At 72.9% G+C, this 23,955-nt stretch carries 27 protein-coding genes; 11 read left to right on the top strand and 16 right to left on the bottom strand.

The features are described from left to right. The first annotated feature begins 111 nt into the window (after positions 1–111). Positions 112–714, top strand: a complete 603-nt coding sequence (locus L3i22_RS27055) for a dihydrofolate reductase family protein (RefSeq protein ID WP_221320343.1) — start codon at positions 112–114, stop codon at positions 712–714. A gap of 85 nt (positions 715–799) precedes the next feature. Here L3i22_RS27055 and L3i22_RS27050 read toward each other — a convergent pair whose 3' ends face one another. The 6 genes from L3i22_RS27050 to L3i22_RS27025 form a co-directional block, all read right to left on the bottom strand. Next, positions 800–1,678, bottom strand: coding sequence for a sigma-70 family RNA polymerase sigma factor (locus tag L3i22_RS27050; RefSeq protein WP_221320342.1), 879 nt, complete (start codon positions 1,676–1,678; stop codon positions 800–802). A 423-nt stretch (positions 1,679–2,101) separates the two neighbouring features. Further along, a complete protein-coding gene (locus L3i22_RS27045) occupies positions 2,102–3,508 on the bottom strand; it encodes a HEAT repeat domain-containing protein (RefSeq protein WP_221320341.1) in 1,407 nt (468 codons plus the stop codon). Between the two features lie 171 nt (positions 3,509–3,679). Beyond that, positions 3,680–4,291: a response regulator transcription factor gene (locus L3i22_RS27040; RefSeq protein WP_221320340.1), complete on the bottom strand. Its 612-nt coding sequence runs from the start codon at positions 4,289–4,291 to the stop codon at positions 3,680–3,682. Continuing rightward, positions 4,288–5,412 carry a sensor histidine kinase gene (locus tag L3i22_RS27035; protein ID WP_221320339.1) on the bottom strand — a complete coding sequence of 375 codons (1,125 nt, stop codon included), beginning with the start codon at positions 5,410–5,412 and terminating at the stop codon, positions 4,288–4,290. The genes L3i22_RS27040 and L3i22_RS27035 overlap by 4 nt, the downstream gene beginning before the upstream one ends. Before the next feature lie 21 nt (positions 5,413–5,433). After that, complete coding sequence (locus L3i22_RS27030; protein WP_221320338.1) at positions 5,434–6,213, bottom strand: ABC transporter permease; 780 nt, start codon at positions 6,211–6,213, stop codon at positions 5,434–5,436. Further along, positions 6,210–7,148, bottom strand: a complete 939-nt coding sequence (locus L3i22_RS27025) for an ABC transporter ATP-binding protein (RefSeq protein WP_221320337.1) — start codon at positions 7,146–7,148, stop codon at positions 6,210–6,212. Before L3i22_RS27025 ends, L3i22_RS27030 begins: the two co-directional genes overlap by 4 nt. 116 nt (positions 7,149–7,264) lie before the next feature. On the opposite strand from L3i22_RS27025, the gene L3i22_RS27020 reads away from it, so the two are divergent. Then, entirely contained in the window at positions 7,265–7,783 is a 519-nt protein-coding gene (locus tag L3i22_RS27020; RefSeq protein ID WP_221320336.1) for a 2'-5' RNA ligase family protein, read from the top strand. On the opposite strand, the gene L3i22_RS27015 is transcribed toward L3i22_RS27020, so the two are convergent. Further along, a complete protein-coding gene (locus L3i22_RS27015) occupies positions 7,780–8,493 on the bottom strand; it encodes a Clp protease N-terminal domain-containing protein (RefSeq protein ID WP_221320335.1) in 714 nt (237 codons plus the stop codon). The genes L3i22_RS27020 and L3i22_RS27015 overlap by 4 nt on opposite strands. Positions 8,494–8,559: 66 nt before the next feature. On the opposite strand from L3i22_RS27015, the gene L3i22_RS27010 reads away from it, so the two are divergent. Together L3i22_RS27010 and L3i22_RS27005 are read left to right on the top strand one after the other, a co-directional pair. Next, on the top strand, positions 8,560–9,015 hold the full coding sequence (locus L3i22_RS27010) for a GNAT family N-acetyltransferase (RefSeq protein WP_221320334.1): 456 nt from the start codon (positions 8,560–8,562) through the stop codon (positions 9,013–9,015). Positions 9,016–9,023: 8 nt separating this feature from the next. Next, positions 9,024–9,407: a VOC family protein gene (locus tag L3i22_RS27005; RefSeq protein ID WP_221320333.1), complete on the top strand. Its 384-nt coding sequence runs from the start codon at positions 9,024–9,026 to the stop codon at positions 9,405–9,407. Positions 9,408–9,429: 22 nt separating this feature from the next. Here L3i22_RS27005 and L3i22_RS27000 read toward each other — a convergent pair whose 3' ends face one another. Genes L3i22_RS27000 through L3i22_RS26990 form a run of 3 tightly spaced genes read right to left on the bottom strand, consistent with a single transcriptional unit; the run spans position 9,430 to position 11,101 of the window. Next, positions 9,430–9,786, bottom strand: coding sequence for a DUF6204 family protein (locus L3i22_RS27000; RefSeq protein ID WP_221320332.1), 357 nt, complete (start codon positions 9,784–9,786; stop codon positions 9,430–9,432). A gap of 26 nt (positions 9,787–9,812) precedes the next feature. Further along, complete coding sequence (locus tag L3i22_RS26995) at positions 9,813–10,631, bottom strand: sugar nucleotide-binding protein (RefSeq protein ID WP_221320331.1); 819 nt, start codon at positions 10,629–10,631, stop codon at positions 9,813–9,815. Between the two features lie 26 nt (positions 10,632–10,657). Beyond that, on the bottom strand, positions 10,658–11,101 hold the full coding sequence (locus tag L3i22_RS26990) for a hypothetical protein (protein ID WP_221320330.1): 444 nt from the start codon (positions 11,099–11,101) through the stop codon (positions 10,658–10,660). Positions 11,102–11,319: 218 nt separating this feature from the next. Here L3i22_RS26990 and L3i22_RS26985 point away from each other — a divergent pair, with 218 nt between their 5' ends. Then, complete coding sequence (locus L3i22_RS26985) at positions 11,320–12,822, top strand: multicopper oxidase family protein (RefSeq protein WP_221320329.1); 1,503 nt, start codon at positions 11,320–11,322, stop codon at positions 12,820–12,822. A gap of 62 nt (positions 12,823–12,884) precedes the next feature. On the opposite strand, the gene L3i22_RS26980 is transcribed toward L3i22_RS26985, so the two are convergent. The 4 genes from L3i22_RS26980 to L3i22_RS26965 all read right to left on the bottom strand — a co-directional run bounded on the left by L3i22_RS26980 (position 12,885) and on the right by L3i22_RS26965 (position 17,592). Then, positions 12,885–13,226: a hypothetical protein gene (locus L3i22_RS26980; protein ID WP_221320328.1), complete on the bottom strand. Its 342-nt coding sequence runs from the start codon at positions 13,224–13,226 to the stop codon at positions 12,885–12,887. Between the two features lie 138 nt (positions 13,227–13,364). Beyond that, complete coding sequence (locus L3i22_RS26975) at positions 13,365–13,607, bottom strand: hypothetical protein (protein WP_221320327.1); 243 nt, start codon at positions 13,605–13,607, stop codon at positions 13,365–13,367. Positions 13,608–13,693: 86 nt separating this feature from the next. Then, the gene (locus L3i22_RS26970; RefSeq protein WP_221320326.1) at positions 13,694–16,699 is read right to left on the bottom strand and encodes a BTAD domain-containing putative transcriptional regulator; all 3,006 of its coding nucleotides are present in this window, start codon (positions 16,697–16,699) and stop codon (positions 13,694–13,696) included. Between the two features lie 35 nt (positions 16,700–16,734). Beyond that, on the bottom strand, positions 16,735–17,592 hold the full coding sequence (locus L3i22_RS26965) for a 4-hydroxy-tetrahydrodipicolinate synthase (RefSeq protein WP_221320325.1): 858 nt from the start codon (positions 17,590–17,592) through the stop codon (positions 16,735–16,737). Between the two features lie 71 nt (positions 17,593–17,663). Between L3i22_RS26965 and L3i22_RS26960 the strand changes: the two genes are divergently transcribed. After that, entirely contained in the window at positions 17,664–18,524 is an 861-nt protein-coding gene (locus L3i22_RS26960; protein ID WP_221320324.1) for a LysR family transcriptional regulator, read from the top strand. Here the strand turns inward: L3i22_RS26960 and L3i22_RS26955 are convergent, their stop codons facing one another. Continuing rightward, positions 18,525–19,013, bottom strand: coding sequence for a MarR family winged helix-turn-helix transcriptional regulator (locus L3i22_RS26955; RefSeq protein ID WP_221320323.1), 489 nt, complete (start codon positions 19,011–19,013; stop codon positions 18,525–18,527). Positions 19,014–19,073: 60 nt separating this feature from the next. Between L3i22_RS26955 and L3i22_RS26950 the strand changes: the two genes are divergently transcribed. Next, a complete protein-coding gene (locus L3i22_RS26950; RefSeq protein ID WP_221320322.1) occupies positions 19,074–19,799 on the top strand; it encodes a hypothetical protein in 726 nt (241 codons plus the stop codon). Here L3i22_RS26950 and L3i22_RS26945 read toward each other — a convergent pair. Continuing rightward, positions 19,780–20,520 carry a methyltransferase domain-containing protein gene (locus tag L3i22_RS26945; RefSeq protein ID WP_221320321.1) on the bottom strand — a complete coding sequence of 247 codons (741 nt, stop codon included), beginning with the start codon at positions 20,518–20,520 and terminating at the stop codon, positions 19,780–19,782. The genes L3i22_RS26950 and L3i22_RS26945 overlap by 20 nt on opposite strands. 61 nt (positions 20,521–20,581) lie before the next feature. Between L3i22_RS26945 and L3i22_RS26940 the strand changes: the two genes are divergently transcribed. From L3i22_RS26940 to L3i22_RS26925, 4 genes are all read left to right on the top strand, one after another. Further along, positions 20,582–21,544, top strand: coding sequence for a DUF2332 domain-containing protein (locus tag L3i22_RS26940; RefSeq protein WP_221320320.1), 963 nt, complete (start codon positions 20,582–20,584; stop codon positions 21,542–21,544). A gap of 79 nt (positions 21,545–21,623) precedes the next feature. Beyond that, positions 21,624–23,114, top strand: a complete 1,491-nt coding sequence (locus tag L3i22_RS26935; RefSeq protein WP_221320319.1) for a M1 family metallopeptidase — start codon at positions 21,624–21,626, stop codon at positions 23,112–23,114. A 218-nt stretch (positions 23,115–23,332) separates the two neighbouring features. Then, positions 23,333–23,533 carry a hypothetical protein gene (locus tag L3i22_RS26930; protein WP_221320318.1) on the top strand — a complete coding sequence of 67 codons (201 nt, stop codon included), beginning with the start codon at positions 23,333–23,335 and terminating at the stop codon, positions 23,531–23,533. Positions 23,534–23,705: 172 nt separating this feature from the next. Beyond that, positions 23,706–23,897 carry a hypothetical protein gene (locus L3i22_RS26925; RefSeq protein WP_221320317.1) on the top strand — a complete coding sequence of 64 codons (192 nt, stop codon included), beginning with the start codon at positions 23,706–23,708 and terminating at the stop codon, positions 23,895–23,897. Positions 23,898–23,955: the final 58 nt, after the last annotated feature.

Here is a 23,955-nt window from a genome sequence, read left to right as displayed (position 1 = left end):
CGGCCCGGTACTTTCGGCCTCCGTCCGAGGAGGGAAGCGGGCGGGCGTCGAGTTTGGCAGGCTTGCGACGTCAGAGATTCGACCGCACCTGATCCGAAGGGAACCACCACGATGGCGAAGCTCGTGTCCACGCTGTTCATCTCGGCCGACGGGGTGGCGGAGATCGACCCCGAGTGGCATTTTCCGTATTTCGACGACAACATGGGCCGCGCGGTCAGCGAGGACTACGACACCGCGGACGTGCTGCTGATCGGCCGGGAGACCTACGGCAGCTTCGCCGGGGCGTGGCCCGATCGGGAGGCCGCCGGCGGGGAGGACGCGCCGTTCGCCAAGCAGCTCGGCGACATGCGCAAGGTCGTGGTGTCACGCCGGCCACTGGAGTTCACCTGGCGCAACTCCGAGCTGGTGCAGGGGGATCTGGTCGCGGCGGTGACGGCGCTGAAGGCGGATCCGGGGATCAAGGGACTGCTGATCCCGGGGTCGATCTCGCTGGTGCAGCTGTTGCTGGCCGCGGGGCTGGTCGACGAGCTGCGACTGCTCGTGCATCCGGTCGCGGCGCGTCGGGGGCGCCGGTTGTTCGACGACGGTGACAGTGCCTATCACCTGCGGGTGGTGGCGACCGAGGCGTTCCCGACCGGGGTGATCCGGGTGATCTACGCGCCCGGGGAGGCGCCGTTCCCGGCCGGCTACGAGGAGACGAAGGGCAAGGTCTGACCGCTGCTGCCCGGCCCTCGCCGGGCGTTGCCGCTGGACCGGTGGGGGCGCGCGGACGAGCGCGGCCCCACCGGGCGGGCGCGGGTCATGCGGCGACGGCGAGGCGCTCGCCCCGGGCGTCGGTGATGCTCAGCCGGGTGCTCATCGTGCTGCGGGCGGCGATCTGCGCGGCGTAGGCGGCCCGGCGGCGGGTCACGCAGCCGTCCTTGGCGCTCGGGCCGGCGACCTGCTCCATGTGCGTGGTCAGGCCGTCGCGCAGCAGCGCCAGGGCCTCGGTGCGCAGCTGCGACACCCGCGACTCGGTCACGCCGAGCTCCGCGGCGACCTCGGACAGCGGACGTTCCTGCAGGAAGGAGGCCTCCACGACGAACCGCAGCCGCTCCGGCAGCACGGTGACCGCGTCGTGCAGGTAGCCCAGACGCTCCCGGTGCAGCAGCATCTCCTCCGGGTTCATCGACGACTCGGTGACCATGTCCTCGGCGGCGCCGGCGGTGAAGCCCTGCAGCGACAGGACGGCGGCGCGCTGCACGTCCTCGTCGACGCTGCTGAGCTCGTTGACCGCGACACCGAGCAGCTCGGCCAGCTCCTCGGCGGTGGGGGTCCGGCCGAGCTGGCGGGTCAGCTCCTCGCGGGCGACGTCGGCGCGGCGGGCCCGGGCGCGGACCGAGCGGCTCGCCCAGTCCATGCTGCGCAGCTCGTCGAGCAGGGCGCCGCGGACGCGGACGGCGGCGAACCGGCCGAACGGGATGCCCCGCGACTCGTCGAACGACTGGGCGGCGGTCACCAGGGCGGCGTAACCGGCCGAGGCCAGGTCGTCACGGTGCACGTGCGGCGGCACCTTGAACAGCATCTCCCGGACCATGTGGCCGACCAGCGCCATGTTGTCGCGGATCAGCTGCTCCTGCTCGCGGGTGACAGAGCGGGTCGCGGACTTGGCGGCGGTCTGCAGAGCGGTCGCGGTCATTTCGGTTCCCCCCGTTGCGTCGGTTGCAGGGGGAACTTTTCGCGGCTACGGGTGCAACGAATGGGCACTCTCGGTTGCTGCTCGGTTGCACTCCGAATTTCTTCTCAAGTCGGGCAGATGACCGCTTACCAGAACGGCGGCGTTGCTGTGCCGGGTTTGCGAGCGCCTCGGCCGGTCGGCCGGTACCGGATCGGGCCACCCGGCTGATCCGCTACTCCACCGGCCGGGCAGTCAATCGGCAACGGCCTGCGCGCCGGCGGAACGCGCCCCCGGCGGGCGGCCGGGTGAGGGTTGTGGCTGCTCGGCGAAGGGCTGGGGATCGCTTCGGCCGGCGGCGGTCGGCTGTTCGGGCGTGCTCGGGCCGGGCTGCTCGACTCCCCCGCACTATCGGCCCGGTGGGCGGGTCGCTGACCTCTGCGCTGCTCAGTCCCGCAGGCGGGAGAGCTCGCGCTCGGCGACTGTGCGCAGGTCCGGGTCGTCGAGGTAGCGGCGCAGGATCGACGGGGCCAGGGCCGGGGCGATCAGGCGCACGCTGCGGGCGACGCTGTGCCGCACGTCGAACTCGGGGTCGGCGGCGAGCCCGAGGACCAGCGCGTCGAAGCCGCCCGGAGCCGGTGCTGCGCTGCCTGCTGCCGACGCGGGGTCGCCAACGGCCGGCGCCGACGTGGGCGGGGCTGACACCGGGCGGCCGGCGGCCGGCTCGGAGCTTGTTGGGGCTTGCACTGCGCGGCCGGCGGCCGACGCGGCGCGGATCGGTGCGTGGGCTCGGGCCAGGCCTGCGACCAGGGCGGTGCGGACCTCCGGGATCGGGTCGGCGGCCAGGGCGGTGAGCAGCGGGAGGACCTCGGCGCCGGCTTTCGGGAGGGCGGCGGCGGCCTGGATGCGTACCTCCGGGTCGGGGTTCTCCGCCATGGCGCGCAGCGCGGCGATCGCCTGCGGGCCGCCGGCCGAGCCGAGGGCCTCGGTTGCCGCTTCGCGCACGTCGCGCGACCGGTCGGTGCGCAGCCGGAGCAGGGCCGGTGCGGTGTCCGGGCCGCCGATGCGGCCCAGCGCGATCGCGGCGAACTGCCGCACCCGGTCGGCGTGGTCACCGGCCAGCTCCGCCAGGTGCGGAATCGCCTCGGCCCGGCCCTGGAAACCGAGCTGGGCGGCCGCGGTCACCCGCACCCCGGCGTCGACGTCGCGCAGGGCGGTGACCAGAGCGGCGAACGTCCGGTCGCTCTCGACCGGAAGCGCACCGACCGCGGTGGCGCGGATGTCCGGGTCGGGGTCGGCCGCCGCGTCCAGGATCAGGCCGACGGCGGTGCGGATGTCCGGGTCAGAGCCGACGGCGGTGCGGATGTCCGGGGCGGGGTCGGCGGCGGTGCGGATGCCAGGGTTGGGGTCGGCGGTCGCATCCAGGATCGGGCCGGCGTCTGACGGTTGCGCGACCAGGCCGAGCAGGTTCAGGCCCATCCTGCGCAGCCGCCGGTCCGGGCCGGCGGCCAGGGCCAGGACGTGCGGGCGGGCCGCGGCCGGGTCGGTGTGCACCAGGTCGACGATCTCGGCGTCCAGGGTGTCCTGGTCGTCGCCGAGGTCGACGGCGGCCGCCCGCAGCAGCTCCGGCAGCGCCGGCGCCCCCTGGACCCCGGCCAGGATCCCGGCGATCACATCCCGGCCGGCGGCATCGCCCTGGTCCAGGAACCGGTGCAGCGCCGCGGTCAGCTCCGGGACCAGGGTGTGGTCGCCGCAGGCCGCCAGCGCGTCCCGGATCTCGTCGAGCTCGTCGTCGTCGCTCAGCCGCTGGATCAGCTCGGCCAGCGCCGCCCGGTTGTCGATCACCCGCAGCATGATCCCAGGCGAGCGGTCCCCGACGCCGGGCGGCCGGAACGGACGGGCGGGCCCCGGCACCGGGCGGGCAGAACGGGCGAGCCTGCCCCGACGCCGGGCGGGCAGAACGGGCGAGCGGACCCCGACGCCGGGCGGAACGGGCGAGCCTGCGCCGATGCCGAGCGGGCGGGGTCAGCCCAGCAGCCAGCCGTTGTCGACGGCCAGCCGGACCGCCTCGGCGCGGGTGCGGGCGCCGGTCTTGCCGATCGCCGACGACAGGTGGTTGCGGACCGTGCCGTCGGACAGCCGCAGCTCCCGGGCGATGTCCGCGACCGTCCCCCCGTCGCGGGCGGCGCGCAGCACGTCGGTCTCGCGTTCGGTCAGCGGCGAGTCGCCGTGCGCCAGGCTCTGCGCGGCCAGGGCCGGGTCGACCACCCGCAGGCCCTGGTGGACCCGGCGGACCGCGTCGGCCAGCTGGCGGGCCGGGGTGTCCTTGACGACGAACCCGCTGGCCCCGGCCGCCATCGCCTGGCGCAGATAGCCGGCCCGGCCGAACGTCGTCACCATCAGCACCTTGCACGCCGGCAGCGCCTCGTGCAGCAGCCGCGCCGCGGAGATCCCGTCCAGGCCGGGCATCTGCACGTCGAGCAGCGCGACGTCGACCTCGTGCGCGCGGGCCGCGTCGACCACCTCGTCGCCGCGGCCGACCTCGACGACGACCTTCAGATCGGGCTCCAGGTCGAGCAGCGCCGCCATCGCGCCGCGGACCAGGGCCTGATCGTCGGCCAGCAACATCTTGATCAAGAGGGGACCTCCACTCGTACTCGGAAACCGGGCCGGTCCCCCCGTTGCCCGGCAGTCAGGTGTGCGCCCAGTTCGTCGGCCCGCCGGCGTAGCCCGGCAAGCCCCTGACCTGGGGTGTCAGAGGTGCTGGCGCCGTGACCATCATCGACGATCTCGACGCTGTTGGGGCTCAGGCGGACCTCGGCGTGCCGGGCCCGGCTGTGCCGGACGATGTTGGTGACCGCTTCCCGGATGGTCCAGGCGAACAGTTCCCGGTTGCGGGTCGGCACGTCGTCGGCGGCGCCGGGCAGGTCGGCCTCGACGTTCGCCGCGGTCAGCGCGGCCTTGGCGGCGGCGATCTCACCGGGCAGCGAGATGCCGCGCATCCCCAGCGCGGTGGCCCGCACGTCGGCGAGCGCGTCGCGGGCGAGCGCCTCCAGGTCGCGCAGCTCGGTGCGGGCCCGTTCGATGTCGACGTCGAGCAGCCGCTGGGCGAGCTCGGCCTTGACCGCGACGACGGTCAGCGAGTGCCCGAGGATGTCGTGCAGGTCGCCGGCGATCCGGGAGCGTTCGTCGGCGACGGCCAGGTCGGCCAGCTCCTGCTGGGCCTGGATCAGCCGGCTCTGCCGCTCGAACGCCAGCCGCATCCCCCAGGTGGCGGCGGCGGCCAGCACGACGGCGAGCGCGTAGCCCTGGCTGACGGCGTGCCAGCCGGGCACGAACCGCAGGCTGATCTCGACGGTGAGGGCGACGATCACCGCGACGGCCAGCCCCTGGCGCAGCGGCAGGCCCATCACCGCGGTCGCGCTGACGTAGACGGCGCAGGTCAGCACCGACGACCCGGCCGCCGGAACCTGCAGCAGGGCCAGACCGACCAGGGCGGCAAGGCCGATCCAGACCGGAAAGACCCGATTCGGGTACGGCCCGTCCCGGCGCTCGCGGCGCATCGTCGCGATGATCGTCACGTAGGTCAGGGCGAACAGGCCGAGCGCGGCCAGCCCGATGTCGCGCCACATCCCGGCCGGGTGGTGCAGCAGGGTGGTGAGGGTCTCGCCGAGATAGAACAGCCAGATCGCGGCGAACACCCAGCCGGCTCGGAAACCGATCCGGCCGGGTGTGTCGGTGAGGGGTGCCGGCGACATGAGGTGACGGTACCGGTGGACTCAGACGCGGGCGGTGTCGCGGCGGAACCGCCACATCGCGCCGACCGAGAACAGCAGGGTCCAGGCGATCACGTTGAGCACCGGCTGCCACAGGTGCCCGGTGTGGGTGACCGGGTAGCGGGCGAGCTCGCCCACGCCGTACACCGGAGTGAATTTCGCAATTGTCGCGAAGGTGGAACCGAGCGTGTCCAGGGGCACGAACAACCCGCCGGCGAACGACAGGATCGCCAGCGCCGGGCCGAGCACCTGCATCACGTTCTCGCTGGGCAGCAGGTAGCCCATGAACAGGCCGAACGCGGCGAACACCAGCGCGCACACCCAGGCCAGGACGGCGGAGGCGATCCACTCGCCGAGCGGCAGGTCGGCGCCGAAGATCACCCCGGCGACGTTGACGACGAGCACCGACACCAAACCGATGATCATCGCGAGGGTGAGCTTGATGGCGACGTACGCGGCGGGTTTGAGCGGCGTGAGCCGCAGTTGCCGGCTCCAGCCGGCGGCCCGTTCGATCGAGACCATCGCGCCGCCGGACGTGGTGGCCAGCATCGCGCCGTAGACGGCCATGCTGATCAGCACGTAGCCGGTGACGTTGCCGTCGCCGATGCGCTCGGTCTTGTAGTCCGAGCTGGTGCCGAAGAGCAGGAAGAACGCCGGCGGCATGATCACGCTGAAGACGACGGTGCGTTTGTTGCGGACCAGCCGGCGCAGCTCCAGGGCGATCATGCCCAGGTTGAAGCCGCCGAACTTCGGAAGGGTGCGCTGGATCGTGGTGGCGGTCATGCCGGGGTCTCCTCGTCCGCGGTCAGGGTGAGGAACGCGTCCTCCAGGTTCCGGGAGGTGATCTCCAGGTCCCGGGCGTCGGTCTGGTTGAGCAGGTAGCGGGCGATCGCATCGGTGTCGCGCCCGTGCAGGTAGATGCTGTCGCCGCGGATCTCCGACGACTCGACCTCGGGGATCACCGACAGGTCCAGGCGCTCCGGGTCGGTCAGGGTGGCGCGCACGGTCCGGCCGGCGGCCAGCGACTTGACCTCGCTGGCGGTGCCGTCGGCGACGATCTGACCGCGGCGCACCAGCACCACCCGGTCGGCGTACGCGTCGGCCTCCTCCAGGTAGTGGGTGGCGAAGATGACCGTCCGGCCGCCCTCGGCGTCCTGGCGGATCGCGTCCCAGAACTCGCGGCGGCCCCCGACGTCCATGCCGGTCGTCGGCTCGTCCAGGATCAGCAGCTCCGGGTCGGGCAGCAGCGCCATCGCGAACCGCAGCCGCTGCTGCTGCCCGCCGGAGCACTTGCCGACCAGCCGGTCGGCGATGTCGGCGATCCCGGCGCGCTTGAGGGCGACCTGGACCGCGTCGCGGGGCCGGCCGAACAGCACCGCGGTCAGCCGGACGGTCTCCTCGACCGTGTAGTCCTTGAGCAGGCCGCCGGACTGCATCACGGCCGAGACCAGGCCCAGCGCGACCGCGTCCTGCGGGGACCGGCCGTACACCTGCACCGTGCCGGAGGTGGGCTGCGACAGCCCGAGCAGCATGTCGACGGTGGTGGTCTTGCCGGCGCCGTTCGGCCCCAGCAGGGCGACCACCTCTCCGGGGCGGATGCGCAGGTCGATCCCGTCCACGGCGGTGACCGTGCCGAATCGTTTGACCACGCCGTCCAAGTTCACGGCCAGCTGCCCCGCACCGGAGGCCGCGACATCGGTTGAAGCGGTGAGCGTCATGAGAGCAATTCTGGTTTTCGGTGTGCCTCCGCGTCCCCGCTATGCGTCACCCCTCGTGCATGACATCCGTCAGTGATGTGCTTTGTTCCGTAACGACCATCGACGACACTTCGCGAATGGAACCGACGCAGAGCGCCCTGATCGTTCCGATTCCCGAGGCCGAACCGGCCGTCGCCGATCTGCGGGCGCGGCACGACCGGTCGGCGTCCTGGGGCGTGCCCGCGCACATCACGGTGATCTTCCCGTTCCTGCCGCCGGAGCAGCTGACCCCGCAGGTCCTGGCCGCGGTCCGGCTGATCGCCGCCGGGGTGCCGCGCTTCTACCTGAGCCTGGACCGGGTCGGCTGGTTCGGGGACCGGGTGCTGTGGCTGTCGCCGAACCCGGCCGAGCCGTTCCGGGAGCTGACCAACCGGCTCGCGGTCCGGTTCCCGCAGGCCGAGCCGTACGGCGGGCAGTTCACCGACGTCGTCCCGCACCTGACCGTCGGCCACGACGCGCCCGGGCTGACCGCGGTGGCCGCCGGGGTGGAAGCCAAACTGCCGGTCAAGGCCCGGGTCACGGCGCTGCGCCTGATCACCGGGCGGCCCGAGCCCGGCGACTCCTGGCACACCCTGACCGACTTCCCGCTGGGTTAACGGTTCTGGCCCTCCTCGGGCCCGGCGGTCACGGTCTGCTCGACCGCGGCCTTGTGCACGCCCAGGCTGTTGAGCACGCCGCCCTCCGGTTCCTCCTCTTCGAGCAGGGCGAGCAGCACGTGCCCGGTGCTGATGAAGTCCTGCGCCGACAGCCGCAGCGCCTCCCGGAACGTGAGCTCCAGGGCCTTGCGGGACCGGGCGTCGTAGGGAATCAGCGCGGGCACGTCGGCGCCGCCCGCGGGCAGCGCCGCGACCAGGCGCTCGCGGACCGCGTCGAGGCTCAGGCCCTGTGCGGTGATCGCCGCCACGGCCAGCCCGTCGGGCTGCTCGAGCAGCCCCAGCGCCAGGTGCGCCGGGGTGATCTCGACGTTGCCGTGCTGCTTGGCCAGGTTCATCGAGGCGACGACCGCGCTGCGGGCCAGGTCGGAGAAGCGGTTGAAGCCCTGCGACGGGTCCAGCTTCTCCTTGGGTACGAAACGTTTCTGCGCGGCCTGCTTGGACACGCCCATGCTGCGGCCGATGTCGGTCCACGACGCGCCGGAGCGGCGGGCCTGGTCGACGAAGTGACCGATCAGGTGGTCGGCCAGATCCCCCAGGTGATCGCCGAGCAGGACCGCGTCGGAGAGCCGGTCCAGGGGGTTGTCGGGACGGTTCTTGGTGATGGCGCCGATGAGATCGTCGAGGCGAACCGGCGGGGTAACCTGTGTCATGTGGTCAACCATAGGTTGACGATTCCCTGACCGTCAACCTTGAGTTGACGATGTAGGGTTCGTGCCGTGGAGCTGACATTGCGGCCGTGGGCCATGCGCGATGCGAACGAGTTGCGGCCGCTTCTCGACGACCCGGAGGTACGGACGTGGACCCGCGCCCTGGCCCCGCGTGACTGGATCCGCTCGCAGGCGGTCGAGGGGCGCCACGGCTTCGCGGTCGTCCGCGACGGCGCGCTCGCCGGGCACGTCGCGCTCAAGATGCCGCGCCCGTTCGAGTGGGAGATCGGCTACTGGATCGCCGCCCACGCCCGCCGCCAGGGCCTGGCCAGCTGGGCGGTCGACGAGGCGACCCGGTGGGGGTTCGCCGAGTTCGCGATGAGCGAGGTGGCGCTGATCCACAACGTCGACAACCTCGGCTCGTGCGGCGTCGCCCGCCGCTGCGGCTACCTGCTCGCCGAAGAGCTGCCGCCCAGCGCGGGCTACCCGCTGCCGGGTCACCGGCACGTCCGGACATTGGCATGATGGGCGCCATGGCGAACAACCCGATCCGGCACATCACCGTCGATGCCCACGACCCGCTCAAGATCGCGCAGTTCTGGGCCGTGGTCACCGGCTACGCGTTGCACGAGGAGTCCGACAGCGAGGAAGCGCTGCTCACCCCGTCGTTCGAGCAGTCGCCGGGCCTGCTGTTCATCGCGGTGCCCGAGGACAAGACCGGCAAGAACCGGTTCCACCTGGACATCGAGCCGCACACCGGCACCCGTGACGAGTTCGTCGAGACGATGCTGGCGCACGGCGCGACGATCTACCAGGACCACCGCAAGCCCGACGGCACGGGCTGGGTGACCATGCGGGATCCGGAAGGCAACGAGTTCTGCGTGGAACGCAGCGCCGCCGAGCGCCTCCCGGCCTGACGTCGTCCCGGGCGCGGCCGGCTCAGGACGACTTGGCGGCCTCCCGCTTACCGCGCTTGCCCAGCGGCACCTCGGACATGTCGACGGTCTGCGAGGTGATCTTCTTGTAGCCGTAGCCGCGCTCCTCCAGCCACGTGACCGCCTTCATCTCCGCGCGGATCGTCGCCTGCGGGATCTCCTGCTCCCCGGCGACCTGCTCGGCGAAGCGGAACGTGAAGAACGGGCGGGCCGCGAGGTCGTAGGTCAGGTGCCCCCGCTCGGTGTACTCGACGGTCAGCAGGTCGTCACCGCCGTTCGCGACCAGCTCGGCCTTCTGCTCGTCGGTCAGGTTGTCGAAGGACCCGCGTACGGTCACGCGAATCGTGCGGCTGTCACTCATCCGGCCAGTATCGGGCACGCCCCTGATCAGCGCTTCAGATATTCGTGCGCCCCGCGCAGCCGGGTGCCCAGCAGCCGGGCGGCCCGGTCGATGACCAGCCGCACGTCGCCGGGCCGGCTCAACCCGAGCGCGGCCAGCGAGGTCGACGGGATCGCCGCCACGTCCAGGCCCTCCCGGCGGGCGACCAGCACACCCAGGTCGTAGCGGCTGACCGCGTCCGCGCCGGCCACGTTGAGCACCCCGGCGTAGTCGCCGCCGGCCAGTTCCAGCAGCGCGTCGGCCAGGTCGTCGACGTGCACCGGGGTGCGGATCTCGTCGGTGAACAGCGCGCCGTCGGCCCGCCCGGCGATCAAGTCCCGGGTCAGGATCTCGTGCGCGCCGTTGCCGTCACCGAGGATCAGCGAGGTCCGCACCACCGCGGCGCCCGGGTCGATCGCCCGCACCGCGGTCTCCGCGGCCGCCTTCGCCGCGCCGTACCGGTAGACCGGATCGGGCAGCGCCGACTCGTCGTAGTGCACCGCCCGCCCGGAGAAGATCGCGTCGCTGGACACGTGGACCAGACGGATCCCGCGCGCGGCCAGCGCCACGTGCGCGGGACCGTCCGCATTGGCCGGCCAGTCGTCGCGGTCGCGCCCGGCCGCGGTGTGCACGATCGCGTCCGGGCGCACCGCGGCCACGACCCGGCGCACGTCCGCCGGGTCCCGGATGTCCATCCGCACGTCCGCGGTGGCGGCCGGCCCGGTCAGAAACGTCCCGACCGGCTCCCACCCGGCGGCCGCGGCACGCGCGAACACCCGCCGGCCCAGAGATCCACTGCCGCCGGTCACCAGCACACGTCGCGTCACGTGCCGCAGCCTATCGGGGTGCTGCCCTACGACAGCGCGACGCAGGCCTGCGCCGCGGTGAACCGGTCGGCCAGCAGCGTGCCGCACAGGAACGTGTCCGGCGCGATCGCCTTCACCGGGGTGAACGACGCGCTCGCCGCACCCGAACCGCACGCCACCTCGGCCACCTGACCGAACTCGGCGCCGGCCGGGTCGACACCGGAGACCCGCAGCATGACCTTGCTGGTGCACGCCGCCGACGGGGTGAACGTGAGCGCCACCCCGCTGACCGCGGTCCCGTCGGCCTCCACCGCCGTGCACAGCTTCCCGGCCGCATCGCCGGCCGGGTCGGTGGTCAGGAACACGTCGGCGCACTCGCTGCTGGTGGCGGTGTCCGTGGTCGCCGCGTTCGCGATCGCCACCCCGAGCCCGGTCAGGGTGAGCAGGGCGGTCACGACGAGCGCCGTATTACCGAGGGTTCTTCTGCGCATGAGATTGCCTTCCATGATTGGCGTCAGGACGGCTCACCGTGACGGCCGATCCTTTAAGAACCATGGGAGGAAACTGTCAGGAAGCCATGTTCGACAGGCTTTTACGGGCGTCGGCACAGCCCGTACCCAAATAGGGGGTGATTTTCTGTGGACAGTCTGATGGTTTTGACATCAGGTCCACACCGGAATCATAGGGTCGACTCATAACTTCCCCGGCCATGACCGAAAAAGATCGTCCGGCGTCCATGCCGGCCCACCCCGCCGTCAGCCGGCGCGCCCTGCTGCGCGGCATCGGTGCCCTGGCCCTCACCGGCGCCGCGCTGGGCATCAGCGCCCGGTTCGCGGACCCGGCCCGCGCCGCGACCAGCGGCACCCTGACCGTCCCCACGCTGCTCGAAGCGACCACCGACAGCGACGGGACCAAGGCGTTCACGCTGGACATGCAGACCGGCACCACCCAGATCCTCAGCGGCGTCAGCAGCGCCACCTGCGGCTTCAACCAGGCCTTCCTCGGCCCGGTGATCAAGGTGAGCGAGGGCGACAGCGTCCGGATGGACATCACCAACAACCTCGACGACGTCAGCACCGTGCACTGGCACGGCGCGCACATCCCGCCCGCGGTCGACGGCGGCCCGCAGAACACCATCGAGGCCGGCGCGACGTTCTCCCCCACCTTCGACATCAACCAGGGCGCCTGCACGCTGTGGTTCCACCCGCACGCCCTGGGCACCACCTCCGAACAGGTCGCCAGCGGCCTGGCCGGGATGCTGCTGATCGACGACGACACCGAGGGTGCGGCCGCGCTGCCCGGCGACTACGGCACCGACCAGTTCCCGCTGATCATCCAGTCGCTGCCGGTCAGTTCGGCCGGCGTCATCGGCTCCACCACCGCCGCCGAACTGGCCACCAGCACCTCGTTCCCGCTGCTGGTCAACGGGGCCAACGTCGGCGTCGCCGGCACCCCGACCCTGTCGGTCGGCGTCAGCCGGGTCCGGCTGCACCTGCTCAACGCGTCGATCGCCGACATCATCACGATCACCCGCACCGACGGCGCGGCGTTCACCCAGGTCGCCACGGACGCCGCCCTGCTCTCCGCGCCGCTGTCGGTCACCGCGCTCAAACTCGTCGGCGGCGAACGCGCCGAGATCTGCATCGACCTGACCAGCACCGACGGCACGGTCACCCTGCAGGCCACGGTCACCGCCGGCGGCGCGCGCGGCGGCAGCGGCACCTCCTCGATCCTCGCCCTGACCTCCACCGCGACCACCGCCGCCGACGACCTGCCGGACACCCTGAACACGTTCACCGCGCTGGACGTGAGCAGCCCCGACGCGACCCGCACGATCGCCCTGTCGAACAGCGGCAACACCATGCTGATCAACGGGGTCGCCGGCACCACGATGACCGCGATGGAGTCCGGCGAGATCATGACGACGCTGGGCGCGACCGAGGTGTGGACGATCACCAACGCGACCGGTCTGACCCACTCGTTCCATCTGCACGACGTCCCGTTCCAGGTGCGCTCGATCAACGGGGTCGCGCCGACCGGCGGCTACGCGGAATGGAAGGACACCATTCTGATCTCACCGCAGTCCACGAATGTCATCGCCATGCAGTTCACCGATTACGCGGACAATACCTACGGCTACATGCTGCACTGCCACAACACCGTCCACGAGGACGAGGGAATGATGGCCATGCTCATGGTCATGTCCAGCTGAAAATCAAAATTCCTATTTGCGTACGGCGGGAATGCCGCGCCCCCGCATTCCCGCCGTCGCGATCAGTCGGCCGGCGCGATCTCCGCCAGGTTCACGGTGAAGTTCCACTCGGCCCGCTGGTCCGGGGAGACATCGGGAGGCAGGCCGTCGAACCGGTCGTAGTAGTGGAAGACCACGGACAGGACCAGGAACCGCCGGCCCGGCATGACCTCGCTGACCTCGCCGGCCTTCATGCCGTGCGCCCGCGCCTGCGCGTAGGTGCCGACGAACGACCCCGCAGCGGTGCTGGCGGTCAGCCGCTCCCCGGTGAAGGTCAGACCCGAGGCCGCCATCACCGCCTCCTCCTCGACCGCGATCCGGCGCTTCTCCTCGGCCTGCTCGCGGTCCCACTGCTCAGCGCTCACGCCATTCGCTCCCTCGTGCCGGCGGGCTTTCGCCAGGGCGACTGTAGCCAGCGTGGTCCCGCGGTCAGCGATGGCAACACCCGGCAGGAAAGGGACCGGGCCGGAGGGGCCCCCAATCCTCCGGCCCGGGGCTCATTCTCACGGGCAGTTCAGCACCAGGTCGCCGACGCTGCCCGGGATGTTCGGGTCGGCCGGGTCGGCCCGGCACGTGTCGGTGCCGGTGCCCTGCGCGCCGTCGACCCGGTCGTTGCCGGCCCCGCCGACGTACTGGCCGAACCCGAACCCGCCGCTGCTGATCCGGTCGATGCCGCCGTTGGCGTGGATGTCGAGCGTGGCGGGCCCGGCGGTCAGCACGACCACGCCCAGCAATGTTGTGCGCATGACATCTCCCTCGCGCGTCCGGTCAGGTCGGTGCGAGCGTCCCGGGCGGCGCTGGGCAGGTGGTGGGCAGACGATGGGCATGCTGGTCAGCGGCAGGGCGCCGCCCCGGAGATCGACGCGAGCGAGGCCTGCGCGGCGGCGGCCACGACCGCGAACCCGCCGAGGCGGGCCAGGCCGAGCGCCTGCCGGGCCAGGGCGTCGGCGGTGTCGTGCTGCCCGAGCCCGTGGTGGGCGGCGGCCAGCCCGATCAGGGCCTCGCTCTCGATTCGGCGGCTGCCGGTGTCCTGCGCCAGCTGGTAGGCGTGCCGGTGGTGCCCGGCCGCCGCGTCGGGCTCGCCGCGCAGCCGGTCGGCGGCGCCGAGGGCGTTCAGGGCCATCGCCTCGGTCTGCCGGTCGCCGAACTCCCGGGCCAGGGCCAGGGCGGTCAGCGCGTGCTCGCGGCCCGGGCCGGGCCGGCCGAGGTCGCAGTCGCGCAGCGCGAGCAGGCAGTGGGTGACGGCGGCGCCGTCGCGATCGCCGACCTCGGCGTACCGGTGCCGGGCGGCCGTGAGGTGGGTGCCGGCGTCGTCGGACCGGCCCAGTTCCAGGGCGACCTGACCGAGACCGGTCAGGGCCAGGGCTTCGCCGTGCCGGCTGCCGATCAGGGTGTTCAGCTCCAGGGCCGCGGCGAAGTGCTCGGCGGCCCGGTCCAGGTCGCCCATCTCCAGGTACACGGTGGCGAGCATGCTCAGGTTGTTGGCCTCCCCGGCGGTCCGGCCGAGCCGGCGGTCGATGACCAGCGCGGCGTCCAGCTGGCGGGCGGCGGCGCGCAGCCGGCCCAGTTTGCGGCTGACGATGCCGAGGTTGCCCAGGGCGGTCGCCTCGGCCTGCGCCCAGCCGCACCGCCGGGCCAGCCCGAGCCCCTTCGCGTACTGGCGCAGCGCCTCGTGGTGGTCGCTGATGCTGCGGTACGCCGTGCCGAGGCTGTGCCGGGCCGCCGCCTGCCCCGCGTCGTCGTGGTCGGCGCGGGCCGCGTCCAGGGCGGCATTAGCGACCGTGAACCAGTCGGCGGTGTAGCGGCGCAGGTGGAAGTAGCCGCGCAGCGCGTCGGCGAGCAGCCACGCCGAGCGGCGCGGCCCCTCGCGGGCGGCTCTGCCGACGGCGATGACCAGGTTGTGGCGTTCGGCTTCCAGCCAGGCCAGGGCGTCCTGGTGGGCGGGGCCGGCGGCGGCGCCCGGCAGGCGCAGCATGTGCGGGTAGAGCACGTCGGCGGCGGCCCGGGCCCGGTCGAGGTAGCCGTCGAGCAGGCGTTGCCCGGCGGCCCGCCGCTGGTCGGCGGGTTCCTCGGCGGCGGCCCGTTCGGCGGCGTACAGGCGCAGCAGGTCGTGGCCGGCGTACCGGCCGGGCAGGTGTTCGTCGACCAGGTGCGCGCCGGCCAGCCGGCCCAGCAGCCCGGCGGCGGTGTCCCGGTCGAGGTCGCCGAGCAGGGCGGCGTCGTCGGCGGTGCAGTCCGGGCCGGGGGCCAGGCCGAGGCGGCGGAACAGCCGGCGGGCGGCCGGTCGCAGGCTGGCGTAGGAGACGCCGAACGCGGCCCGGACCGCGTACTCGGGGTCACCGTCGACGGCGAGGGTGCCCAGCCGGTTGTCGCCGCGGAGCTGGGTGACGTGCGCGCCGATCGGCCGGGCCGGGCGGGTGACCAGGTCGGCCGCGGCGATGCGCAGGGCGAGCGGCAGGTGTGCACAGAGCCGGGCCAGCTCGGCCGTCGCCCCGGGTTCGGCGGCCACCCGCTCGGCGCCGAGGACCCGGCTGAGCAGCGCCTGCGCCTCGTCCGGGCCGAGCACGCCGAGCCGCAGGTGGGCGGCGCCGTCGCGGGCCACCAGACCGCCCAGGGTGTCGCGGCTGGTGACCACGACCAGGTGTTCCGGGCCGCCCGGCAGCAGGGGACGGACCTGCTCGACGCCGTACGCGTTGTCCAGCAGCACCAGCATCCGCCGGTCGGCGACCAGGCTGCGGTACAGGGCGGCGGCCTGCGTCTCGTCGGTGGGGACCCGGTCGGCGGGCACGCCCAGCGCGGCCAGGAACCCGGTGAGCGCCTCGACCGGTGCGACCGGCCCGGCCGTGGCGTAGCCGCGCAGGTCGAGGTAGAGCTGGCCGCCGTCGTACCGGCCGCGGAGCGTGTGCGCCCACTGGACGGCCAGGGCGGTCTTGCCGACGCCGGCGGTGCCGCAGATGACCACGATCGACGCGCCCGCCCGCAGGGTGTCGAGGCGGTTCAGGTCGTGGTCGCGGCCGGTGAACGCGGCGACCGGCGCGGGCAGTTGCGCCGGCCCGCCCGACTGCGGCGCCGGTGCGGGCGGCGGGTCGGTGGGCGGGGTGTCGGCGAGGATCGTGCGGTGGATCCGTTGCAGGGCCGGGCCGGGTTCGACACCGAGCTCGTCGACGAGCGCGCGGCGGATCTCCCGGTAGGCGTCGAGGGCGTCGGCGCGCCGCTCGGTGCGGTGCAGGGCGAGCATCAGCTGACCCCAGAGACGTTCCCGCAGCGGATGTTCGCGGGTCAGCTCGCGCAGCTCGGCCACGAGCGCGGCGTCCGGGCCCAGCCGCAGGTCGAGGTCGACGCGTTTCTCGACGGTGGCCAGCCGGCGTTCGTGCAGGCGGTCCGCCTCGGCCTGGCAGGCCGGCAGACCGATGCCGTCGTACGCGGGACCGCGCCACAGCGCGAGCGCGTCGCGCAGCCGGGCCCGGGCCTGTTCCAGCCGCGGCCCGGAGTCGTGCCCGGCGAGCCGGTCGGCGTCGTCGACCAGTTGCTCGAACCGGCCCACGTCCAGGGCGTCCGGGTCGAGACGCAGCAGGTAGCCGGGCGGGCGGGTGACCAGCGGATCGTGCGGGCCGTCGCGCAGGGCCCGGCGCAGCTTCGCGACGCAGCCCTGCACCAGGCTGCGGGCCGCCGCCGGAGCCTGGTCACCCCAGAGCCGTTCGCAGATCCGCTCGGTCGAGACCACCTGGTTTACCTGGACCAGCAGCAGGGCGAGCACGGCCCGTTGCTGCGGGCCGCCGAGCTGGACCAGCCGGTCGCCGTCCCAGACCTCGGGCGGCCCGAGCACTTGAAAACGCACGCCGAAGCGTAGATCACCGGGGCCGCCGGACCCTGTCAGAGATCAGATACTGTCGATATTCTCGCGGTCGGTATCAGGCGCTGGGCGCGGTCGAGCGCGGCCGCCGAGGCGGGCAGCAGCGGGAGTCGGACCGCAGCGGTCGGGATGCGGCCCCGCGCGTGCAGGACCGCCTTGACCACCGCCGGGTTCGGCTCGGCGAACAGCGCCGCCGACAGCGGGCTCAACTCGTGGGTCAGCTTCCGGGCGGTGGCCGGGTCACCGTCCTGCCAGGCCCGGTGCAGCGCGACGAAACGTTCGGTGGCCAGGTGCGCCGAGGCGAGGATGCCGCCGGTGGCGCCGAGCGCGAGCAGCGGAGAGAGGAACACGTCGTCGCCGGAGAGGACCGCGAAGCCCGGCGGCGGGTCGGCCAGCAGCGCGACCACGTCCGCGTCGAGAGCGCCGGTCGCGTACTTGACGCCGATCACGCGGTCGAGCGCGCCGATCCGCCGCAGAGTCGCGGCATCCAGGGCCTGCCCGGTCCGGGCCGGCACGTGATAGACGACCAGCGGCACCGCACTGGTTTCCGCCAGCGCGGTGAAGTGCGCCACCACCCCTTCCGGGCCCGGCCGCACGAACGGCGGCACCAGGCTCAGCACCGCATCGGCCCCCGGCGACGCCACCCCCGAGATCAGCGGCGCCCCGCGATCCCGGCACACCCGCGCCAGCACCTCCAGCACGCCGCGCTGCTCGTCGGCGGTCAGCGACGACGGCTCCCCGGTGGTGCCGAGCGCGACCAGGCCGGACACACCCGCTTCCAACATTTCCCGAGCCAAATTTTCCAGTACGGAGTAGGTCACCGCCCCGGAAGCATCGAACGGGGTGATCATCGGGACGAAAACGCCGGTCAAGTCCATGCCCACCAGCCTCGCCCGGAACGAGCATCAGGTCCAGTTCACGTTCCTGGCGATACCCGTAAGCTGAACTGATGCTCGACGTGCGCAAACTCAGCCTGCTCTGCGACCTGGAACGACTCGGCACGATCGCCGCGGTCGCGCAGGTCCGCTCGTACACGCCGAGCGCCGTCTCCCAGCAGCTGTCCGCCCTGGAACGCGAGGCCGGCGTCGCCCTGCTGGAACGCACCGGCCGCCGGGTCACGTTCACCGCCGCCGGGCAGGTCCTGGCCCGGCACGCCGCCGGGGTGCTGTCCGCGCTGGAGGAGACCGGCGCCGCGCTGGCCGCGCTGAAGGCCGGCCCGGCCGGGCCGCTGCGGATCGGCGCGTTCCCGACCGCGGTGCGCACCCTGCTCCCGCCGGCCCTGGTCACGCTGGGCCGCGAGTACCCGGCGCTGGAGCTGATGGTGACCGAGGTGGATCCGGCCGACGCGCCGGCCGCGCTGCGCGAGCGGCGCCTGGACGTGGCCCTGCTCAACGACTACGACGTGGCACCCGGCGACGTGGACGCCGACCTGGACTCGGTGCCGCTGCTGGACGAGACGGTGTTCCTGGCCGTCCCGGCGGCCGGCGGCTGCGCGAGCCTGGACGCCGCCCGCGACCAGCCGTGGATCATGGCGAGCGCGGGGACACTGTGTCACGAGGCCACCGTGCGGGCCTGCGCCGCGGCCGGCTTCACGCCGCGGGTCCGGCACCGGGCCGACGACTTCGCGACCGTGCTCGCCCTGGTCGGAGCCGGGCTGGGGGTGTCGCTGGTGCCCGAGCTCGCCGCCGCGCCGACCGACGGCGTACGCCTGGTCCCGCTCGGGCTGCGGCGGCGCACCCGGATCGCCTACCGCAAAGGCGCCGCCGGCCATCCGGCGATCGCCGCCGTCGTCGCCGCGCTGACCCGGTGATCAGCCGTCGGCGCGCAGCACCAGCTTGCGCAGCAGGCCGGCGAGCTGGTCGCGCTCGGCGGCGGTCAGCGCGGCCAGCAGCGCCGCCTCGGCCGCGCTCTCCGCGCCGGTGTGCCGCTCCCAGGTGGCCAGCCCGGCCGGGGTCAGCCGGACCGTGACCCGGCGCCGGTCGGCGCCCGCGCTGGTCCGCACGATCAGCCCGGCCTCCTCCAGCGGCCGCAGCCGGGCGGACAGCGCGCCCCGGGTCAGCCCGAGATGCTCGGCCAGCTGCGACGGGCTGCGCTCGTACGGCACCCCGGCCCGCCGCAACATCAGCAGCACCTTGAACTGCCAGTGCTTGAGCCCGCTGGCGCCCAGCGCGGCCCGCCGCGACCCGGCCAGGTGCCGGCCCAGCAGCGACAGCCGCCCGACGATCGCCTCCTGCACCGGGTCGAGCGAGTCGAGCTCCCGGACCCACAGGGCGACGTGCTCGTCGATGACGTCCTTCACGACGTACCTCCGAAGTAGTTTTCTTGTGGATAGTTTTTCGCATAACTACCGTCGCGGAGCATGACCGATCTCGACGAGATTCTCGAAGCGGCCCGCGAACTGGCCTGGGCCGGGCGCTGGCAGCGGGCCCTGTCGCTTCTGGACGCGACGCCCGGCGGTTTCCGGGTGGCGGTGACCGCCGCCGAGGTGGCGCTGGAGTCCGACTGGTTCGCCGGGACCGACCTCGCCACCGGGCGGCTGGCCGCCGCGGCCCGGCTCGGCAGCGGCTGGGATCTGGACTTCCTGCGGCTGCGGCACGACTACCTGCTCCTGCTGCGCGCCGGGGAGCGGGGCGACCTGCGGGACCGGGCGGCCGGGCTGGCCGAGGCCGCGCCGGATCCGGTGCGGCACGGGTGGGCGCGGATGTATCAGGGCCTGATCGCCGACGTCCTGCTCGGGCAGCGCGATCTCGCGCCGGCGCACTACGCGGCGGCGCTGCGGGCCGGGGAGAACACCGACCCGCGGCTGGAACGCGAGGCGCTGCGGCACCTCGGCGACCACGACCGGGACCACGGAGACCGGGCGGGGGCCTACGCGAAGTGGGCGCGGGCCACCGAGCTCAGCGGCCGGGCCGGTATGGTGCCCGGGCTGCTCACCCAGCAGATCCTGCTCGCCGAGCTGGCCCGCGATGAGGGGGACGAGGCGGGGGCGATGCTGCTGGCCCGGGAGATCGCCCGGACCGCCGAGGCGGTCGGCGCGCACCGCCCGTACGCGCAAGCCGTTGAATTTATGAATGGGCCTCGATGAGGAAGCGGCGCGAGTGCGCCACGAACGGCATCCGGTCGTGCAACTCCCGCAGGCGCGGCAGATACCGCTCGACGGTGAAGCCGGGCACCGTCCAGATCACCTTGCGCAGGAAGACGATCACGGCGGCGACGTCGAAGAACTCCATCCGCGGGGACTCGTCGCGCAGGTCGACGACGGTCAGGCCGGCCGCGGTCGCGAGGGCGCGGTGGTGCGACGGCTCGCGGGCCGGGCGGTGCGGCTGCGGGCCCATCATGAACTCGTAGAGCTCGCGCACCGAGCCGGCGCCGACGTGCTGGGACAGGTAGGTGCCGCCGGGCGCGAGCACCCGGGCCACCTCGGCGTAGTCGGTCGTCACCGGGTGCCGGCTGACCACCAGGTCGAACGACGCGTCCGGGAACGGCAGCGCGGCGTCCTCGGCCACCTCCACCACGGTGGCGCCCAGCGGTTCGAGCGCCGCGCGGGCCAGGGCGGCGTTCGGCGGCCAGCCCTCGGTCGCGACAAGCGTCGCCGGGCGGCCGGCCGCGGCGGCGCCGGCGAGCACCTCACCGCCGCCGGTCTGCAGGTCGAGGACCCGGCCGGCGGTCGTCATCCGGTCGCTGATCAGCCCGGCGTAGCCCCAGCTCGGCCGCTGCTCGGTGGCCCGCCCGGCGAACCAGCCGAAGTCCCAGCCGTCGACCGGCACCGACGAGCCCTCGGCCACCAGGTCCTCGAAAGTGGTCATCGGCTCATCCTTGGGGTCAAGCCGGGCAGCGGGCCACCGATTTTCCTGGAACCATGCACCGATGACCGTCGCCGATGAGTACCTGTACTTCGCCGCACACGAGGCGCGCGACGTGTCGCCCGCCTACGAGCGCCTCGCCTACCACGTGGCCTCGGACGCCGAGCTGCTCGAGCGGCTGGCCACCCTGCCCGGGCCCAAACAGCAGCCGAACCTGCTGTTCGCGGTGGTCCGGCTGCTCGGCGGCCCGGTCACCGACCCGGGCGAGTTCCGGGCCTTCGCGCTCGATCGCTGGGCCGACATCGCCGCGCAGATGCTGGTCCGGGCCACCCAGACCAACGAGGTCGGTCGCTGCGCCGCGCTGCTCCCGGCGCTGGCGAGGTTCTCCGGCCCGCTGGCGCTGATCGACGTCGGGGCGTCCGCCGGGCTGTGCCTGTTCGCCGACCGGTACGCCTACCGCTACGGCTCCCGCACGGTCGGCGCCGGCACCCCGCTGCTGGACTGCACCGCCACCGGGTTCACCCCGCCGACCCGGCTGCCGCGCGTCGTCTGGCGCGCCGGCCTGGACCTCAACCCGCTCGACGTGACCGATCCCGGCGACGTGGCCTGGCTCGAAGCGCTGATCTGGCCGGAGCAGCAGCACCGCCGCGACCGGCTGCGCCAGGCGATCGAGGTGGCCCGGGCCGACCCGCCGCTGCTGGTCCGCGGCGACGCGGTCACCGACCTGCCGGCGCTGGCCGCGAAGGCCCCGGCGAAGGCGACCCTGGTCGTCTACCACACGTCGATGGTGTACCAGCTGCCCGATCCGCAGGCGTTCGTCGACACCGTCCGGTCGCTGGACGCGCACTGGGTCGCGGTCGAGAGCCCGGCCGTGGTCGGCCCCGGCTACGAGCTGCCCCCGCCGCCGTCCGAGGCGCTGCACAACGTGCTCGTCGTCGACGGCGAGCCGCTCGCCTGGGTGCGCGGGCACGGCCAGGCGCTGACCTGGTTCGGGCCGGAGACCCGTTCATCACATTCACTGACGTAAACGCGTCAGTCCCCCAAGGGGTCGAGCTTCTTCGATAGGTTGGCGCGGTTAGCTCTTACCGATCGGAAGGAGTTCGACCGTGCGACGACTGCTAGTGGCCACCCTCGCCACAGCGTTGACGCTGGCCGGCACGGGGGTCGCGGCCCAGGCCGCACCCGCGCCCGGTGCGCCGGGTCTCGGGGACTCGTACTACCCGGACTACGGCAACGGCGGGTACGACGTGTCCCACTACGACATCCGCCTGCGCTACACGCCGAACACCGACAAGCTCACCGGCACCACCACGATTTTGGCCACCGCGACCCAGGACCTGAGCCGGTTCAACCTGGACTTCGTGCTCGACGTGTCGTCGGTGCTGGTCAACAACCGGCCGGCGACCTTCGCCCGGCAGGGCGACCACGAGCTGGTCGTCACCCCGGCCCGGACCGTCGCCGCCGGTGGCGCGCTGACCATCGTCGTGCAGTACTCGGGCGTGCCGTCGTCCAAGGTCGCCGCCGGCTACACCGCCTGGATCAAGACGCCGGACGGCGCGGCCGCCGTCGGCGAGCCGGAGATCGCCTGGTGGTGGTACCCGTCCAACGACCACCCGTCGGACAAGGCCACCTTCGACGTGTCGGTGTCCGTGCCGGACGGGGTCGAGGCGATCAGCAACGGTGTGCAGCCGCGGCCGCCGGTCCGCGAGACGCTCGGCTACACCCGGTGGAGCTGGCGGTCGCTGAAGCCGCAGGCCACGTACCTGACGTTCCTGACCGTCGGGCAGTACGACATCACCACCGACACCACCGCCGACGGTTCGCAGGTGTACAACGCGTACTCGCAGCTGCTGCCGCAGGACTTCCGGGACGCCGCGCAGGCCAGCGTCGAGCGCACCGCGGAGATCACCGACTGGGAGTCGACGGTCTTCGGCCCGTTCCCGTTCGAGGCCCGCGGCGGCGTGGTCACCCCGCCCGGCACGCTCGGCTTCGCCCTGGAGAACCAGACCCGGCCGAACTACTCGTCGGCGTTCTTCCGGCGCGGGTCCAACACGTACGTGATCGCGCACGAGAACGCCCACCAGTGGTTCGGCGACTCGGTCTCGGTCCGCGACTGGCAGAACATCTGGCTCAACGAGGGCTTCGCCAGCTACGCCGAGTGGCTGTGGTCGGAGAAGAACGACGAGGGCACCGCGCAGGAGCTCTTCGACTACACGTACGCGTCCTACCCGGACGACGCCGCCGTCTGGACCACCGCGCCCGCCGACCCGGGCGTCGACCAGCTGTTCGGCGACGCCGTCTACGACCGCGGCGCGATGACGCTGCACCAGCTGCGCCTGGCCGTCGGCGACGACGACTTCTTCGAGATCCTGCGCACCTGGGTCGCCGGGAAGAAGTACGGCAACGCGACCACCGAGGAGTTCACCGCGCTGGCCGAGAAGATCTCCGGCAAGGACCTGGACGCGCTGTTCCAGGCCTGGCTCTACACCCCGTCGAAGCCGGCCCTGCCCAGCGCCGCCCGCGCGCTGACCAAGCCGGTCGCCCCGAAGTCCTGGTCCAAGATCGCCGAGACCCACGGGTTGCTCAACGAGCACTGACCGCTTCCGATCGTCGCGGCGTCCGCCTCTCGCGGGCGCCGCGGTCTTTCAAATCAAGATCAAATTCCGCTTTCGGTACGGACAAAGCCCCGCCCAACCCCACGCGGCAGGCTCCCGGCCGAGCCGCTGCCCGTCGTGGCGGGCCGGGTTCCCGACGATCTGCGACAACGAGCAACCGGCCTCGACAAGCCTGCACGGAGACGATCTACAGTCGCCGAGTGCTGATCGAGGGGAATACCGGCTTCACCGTGCGCCTGCGACCGGTGCGCTGGCAGTTCCCGCCGGACGCCGGGGCCCGGGACGACCGATGGCTGGTCATCGACAGCACCGTTGACCTCGGCGACCTGCTCGCTGCCGCGGCCGCCTGGAGCCAGGAGCTGGACGCCCTCCCCAGCCGGACGTTCGCGAGCACCGACTAACGCCCGCTAAACCCCTTGACCAGGGACACATCGGATTCTGTACGGTGGCGCCATGAGCAACTGGGTGTCGGTGTACTCCTCGAACAGTGGCGGTCGTTTCTCCCTGGCGGATTGACTGGCCGACCGCGGCATCGACTGGGGCCCGTTCGCGGAGGGCGAGGTCCGCGGCGGCGTGATGTGCGGCCGCGACGACGAAACCGGCCGCTGGTGGTGCTGGCACTACCTGGACATCGACGCGGACGCCCTGTGGCGGCTCGGCCTGCATCCCGATCAGCCGCTGTCCCGGATCTTCAGCCGCCCGCTACCGCCTTCGCACGTCAAGAAGATCCTGGCGGAACGGTTGGCACTCGAGGCGTGGCAGTGACCCACCGGGTCGGTGGTCGCACGCGACGCTCGCGGCGGGACCGGCCCTTCCGCCGTAC

This window comes from Actinoplanes sp. L3-i22, assembly GCF_019704555.1.
Classification (GTDB): domain Bacteria; phylum Actinomycetota; class Actinomycetes; order Mycobacteriales; family Micromonosporaceae; genus Actinoplanes.
This window is presented reverse-complemented; position numbering and strand designations above follow the sequence as displayed.